At 59.8% G+C, this 4,248-nt stretch carries 3 protein-coding genes and 1 pseudogene; all 4 read right to left on the reverse strand.

Going from position 1 to position 4,248, the window contains the following annotated elements:
* Positions 1-175: 175 nt before the first annotated feature.
* Positions 176-1,291, reverse strand: a complete 1,116-nt coding sequence (locus tag EOC06_RS09065; protein ID WP_128307561.1) for a sugar ABC transporter substrate-binding protein — start codon at positions 1,289-1,291, stop codon at positions 176-178.
* Between the two features lie 131 nt (positions 1,292-1,422).
* Complete coding sequence (locus EOC06_RS09070) at positions 1,423-2,370, reverse strand: ABC transporter permease (RefSeq protein ID WP_128307562.1); 948 nt, start codon at positions 2,368-2,370, stop codon at positions 1,423-1,425.
* Positions 2,367-3,950 (reverse strand): sugar ABC transporter ATP-binding protein, encoded by a 1,584-nt coding sequence (locus EOC06_RS09075; RefSeq protein WP_128307563.1) that lies wholly within the window; start codon positions 3,948-3,950, stop codon positions 2,367-2,369. The genes EOC06_RS09070 and EOC06_RS09075 overlap by 4 nt, the downstream gene beginning before the upstream one ends.
* Positions 3,951-4,016: 66 nt before the next feature.
* Positions 4,017-4,248 (reverse strand): annotated as a pseudogene (locus tag EOC06_RS40095) (sugar ABC transporter substrate-binding protein); the annotation flags it as partial.

Below are 4,248 nucleotides of genomic sequence, written 5' to 3' on the forward strand. Positions count from 1 at the left end.
CTCGCCGAGAATGGCGTGCACCCGTCCCGGTTCGCAACGGAAATCCACTGCGGTCAGCGCTGGAACGCCGCCATAGGATTTTGACACCGATTTCAGTTCAACATAGCGATCGGCCATGCGCGCTCCGTTGCTACCGACCTGGCTGGCCTAAACGCCGGCCAGGTCGCGTCATAGCTCAATTGGCGTTGTCGGCCGTCTGGCCTTTCAGCTCATCGGGCGTGAACACGGGGAAACACTGCGGAAAGCCGGTGGCCGTGTAGAAGGTCTTTGGCAGATCGGGGAAAAAATCCTTGCCTTCCGCCAGATCCGCATTGTTCTTCTGGGGGATTGGCAGGAACACCTTCTGCGGCAGCGCATTGCCCTCCAGCAACACGACCGAGGCCTCGAGCGCCATAGCGGCCAGCGCCGGCGCCTGGGCAGCGGTGATGCCAGGATACTTGCCCTTGTTGACCAGCATGCGCGTGCCGTTGCCGGCATCGAACCCGACCGGGACGACCGGGTGCTTCGCGGCGGCCATCGCCTCGAGTGCGCCAACCGAGCCCTCTTGAACGACAATGCCATCAAAATTGCCGTTGGTGGCAATGGCGTCGGATGTCACTTTCGAGGCCGTGCCCACATCCCAGTCACCCTCGACCTTGACCACCTTTAGCTCGGGATATTTGGAGAAGACCTCGCTGAATCCCGCTTGGTTGTCACGGTCGACGCTGTTGCCCGGAACGCCGTCGATTTCGAGAACCTGACCCGAGACATTGCCCTTCTTCGCCTTGATGCCATCAACCACGGCCTGCGCCTTGATCCGGCCAAGTTCGACCTGATCTTCGTTGATTTGCACGATCTGGTCGGAGTCGAGCACGTTGTCATAGGTCACCAGCACCACACTGGCTTGCTTGGCGCGCCTCACGACTGCGTCGAAGGCGGTGGGATTGACGGCATTGATGATCACGGCGTCGTAGCCGGCGGCGATGAAGTTGTCGATCGCCGAGATCTGCGCCGTGGAATCGTTGCCAACCGAAACGATCTTCAGCTCGGACAGCTTGGATTTGATTTCGGGACGGGCGCCCCAGGCTTTGGCGGTCTGAATGGAATTCGCACGCCAATCGTTGCCGACATATCCGTTGACCAGGGCAATTTTGTAGGGTCCGGCCCTCTTCGGATAGGAGATCACCGAGGCACTGTTTGGCGCGGGAGCATAGCAGCCGGGCTTGTAGGTGTCTTGCGCCCAGGCACTGGTGAACATTGTGGTGGATGCAGCCAGAGCACCCAACATCAGAAGCGTTATACGTCTGGTCATTTCACTTTCCTCCCTGTTTCTCCAGCGATGCTGGTTTTCAAACTGAAACTCAACTTTCCTGCGCCGCGGCTACCGCCGCGGAGGCCGGATGCTCGAATGCGTGCATCTGGCCCGATCATTGGGTCTGCTCTTCAACGCCGGTTCAACGAGACGGCAATGATGATGATGGCTCCCTTGATGACCTCCTGGATGCTGGTCGATAGACCGAGCACGAGAAGGCCAAATCCGAGAATGCCTATGAAGATTGCGCCGACGACGGAACCGACGATTGATCCATAACCGCCAAAGAGACTTGTCCCGCCTATGATCACGGCCGCGATGACATCCAGTTCGAGACCCGCTCCCAGGCTGGGATTGCCGGCCGTGGAGCGGGCTGCGAGCATCAGGCCAGCAAGGGATGCGGTCATGCCGGATAGTACAAAGGCGAAAATCTTGACGCCGTCCGTGCGCACACCGGAAAAGCGCGCGGCAACAGCATTTCCACCGGTCGCATAGACACGTCTGCCGTAGGGCATCTGATGCAGCAGGTAGTAGCCGACGGCCGTAAGGACGATCGTCCACCAGATCGGTGCCTGTATGCCCAGAAAACTGCCGTTCCAGAACAGATCCGAAAAATCATCGTCGACGATCGACACTGGCCGGGTGCCGGTGATGGTCAGCGCCAGTCCGGAAAAGATGGACAGCATGCCAAGCGTTACAAGAAACGATGGAATGCGCAGTTTTGTAACAAGCACGCCCGACACCGCGCCGATCGTGGCCCCGGCGCCCAACACCAGAAGGGCGGCAACATAGGTGGGGACACCTTGATCGAGCAGCAACGCTCCGATCATGCCTGAAAAGCTGGCAACCGACCCGACCGACAGGTCGATTTCGCCGCAGATGATGACGAACGTCATGCCGATCGCCATCACGGAGACGATGGCTGTGATGCGCAGAACCGCGCTTGCGGTTGAGACCGACGCGAAGTGGGGGGCGAACAAGACGAAATAGAGGGTGATCGCCAGGAAGATCACATAGGTAACGTGATCGCGGAAAAAATTCATCGCATTTGCGCTCATCGGCATCGAGGACGGTTTCATGCTGCAACTCCCTGGACGCGTACTGTGGTTTGCCTGGCGACCTCGGCCTGCAGCAACGCGCGAAGCCCGGTCTCGTCGTGCGCGCTGCCCATGCTGCGCGTTATCCGCCCCTGCGCCATCACCAGAATGCGATCGGACAAATCCAGAAGTTCTTCGAGTTCCGACGAAATGAGCAGCACGGCGACGCCATCGCCTGCCGTGCGGCGCACAAGCTCGCGCATATCGCGCTTGGCATTGACGTCCACGCCGGAAGTTGGCTCATCGAGGATCAACAGCTTCGGCTTCATTGCCAGCCATTTTGCGAAGACGATCTTCTGCTGATTGCCGCCCGAAAGCTCCTGGGCTTTTTGTAAGGGACCGCGGCACAGGATATTAAGGTCGTCGCGGTATTGTCTGAACAGAGCCGCTATCCGGGCCTTCGCCATTGGTCCAAAGGGACCCGCGAGCGAGAAATCGGAAAGGCGGGGAAGCGCAAGATTCTCCTCGATTGAGCGCCCGCCAACAAGCCCTTCGAGCCGGCGGTCTTCTGGAACAAGCGCGACACCAGCAGTGATGGCCCCGCTGACGCTGCCCGGCCGAACGGATTCCCCTGCGACGGTGATGTGGCCGGATACATCCGGAAGGATACCGAACAAAGCCTTTCCCAAGGTCGAGCGGCCGCTGCCGACAAGCCCGGCAAGACCGACGATCTCCCCTGGATCGATCGAGAACGATACGTCGGACAGCTTGCGCGACGTGGCTAGATCGCGGACCTCAAGGGCCGGCGCCCCAACCGACGTTGCCGGGCGGCGTTTCGTGGGCGCTGCTGCGGTCGGCAAAGGCACGTCGCCCTTTGGCCGTGACATCATCGCGGCGATATCCTCGATGGAGGTCTTGCTCGGATCAAGTGGGCCAACCAGTCGCCCATCCTTGATGATCGAAATGCGATCCGAAAGCCGCAGCACATCGGCCATGCGATGGCTGATGTAGACGATACCGATTCCGCCCTGCTTCAGCTGACCGATGGTGCGAAAAAGCGTTTCTTCCTCGTGGATGGTCAGAGATGAAGTCGGCTCATCCATGACGAGCAGCTTGGCGCCTCGCGAGATCGCCTTGAGGATCTCGACCATCTGCCGTTGGGCGAAGGCCAGATCGCCCACGCGCGCGGAAGCATCAAGCGAGAAGGCGTACCGCTCGATCAGAGCCTGGGCGTCACGAACCATTTTTCTACTGTTGACACGCCGGCCAAAGGAGAGGGGCTCGCGTAGGACAAAGAGGTTTTCGGCAACCGAGCGGTTCGGCAAGACGCTCAGTTCTTGGAAGATCATTGCAATACCGCGGTCGATCCTCTCGCGAAGCGACAAGGCGGTGACGTCCTCTCCGGCGAAAAGAATGCGGCCTTCATCCGTTTGATAGGCTCCCATGAGGATCTTCATGAGCGTCGATTTGCCCGCACCATTCTCGCCGAGCAGCGCGTGGGTTTCACCGGCCATGACCTCGAACGAAACGTTGGACAGCACGCGGTTCGCGCCAAACGACTTGCTGATGCGCTGCATCGCTACGATCGCGTTCCGGGACGTTGAGGTTTTGGCTTCGGCCATGACGATTTTCTCGATCGCTTGGGAGAGCGTCGGCGGGACTGCTGGAGCCCGCCGACGAAAAAGGGGCTAGAAGCATTCGCCGTTGCAGATTTTTACCACCGAGGCGGGAGCATCTTCCTTGGTGACCTGCTTGAGGGCACTGAGAAGGTCGAGCTTCTTGACGCGCAACGTCGGCACCGAGATGTATGGCGGGACGTCATGTCCAAGCAATGCAAGCGCGGCTGCCTTGGCCTCGGCGACGCCCTGGTCATAGGGACGCTGCGCGCCTACTGCCAGGAATTCGCCACGTGCAACGTTC

This window comes from Mesorhizobium sp. M7A.F.Ca.MR.362.00.0.0 (assembly GCF_004023175.1).
GTDB lineage: Bacteria > Pseudomonadota > Alphaproteobacteria > Rhizobiales > Rhizobiaceae > Mesorhizobium.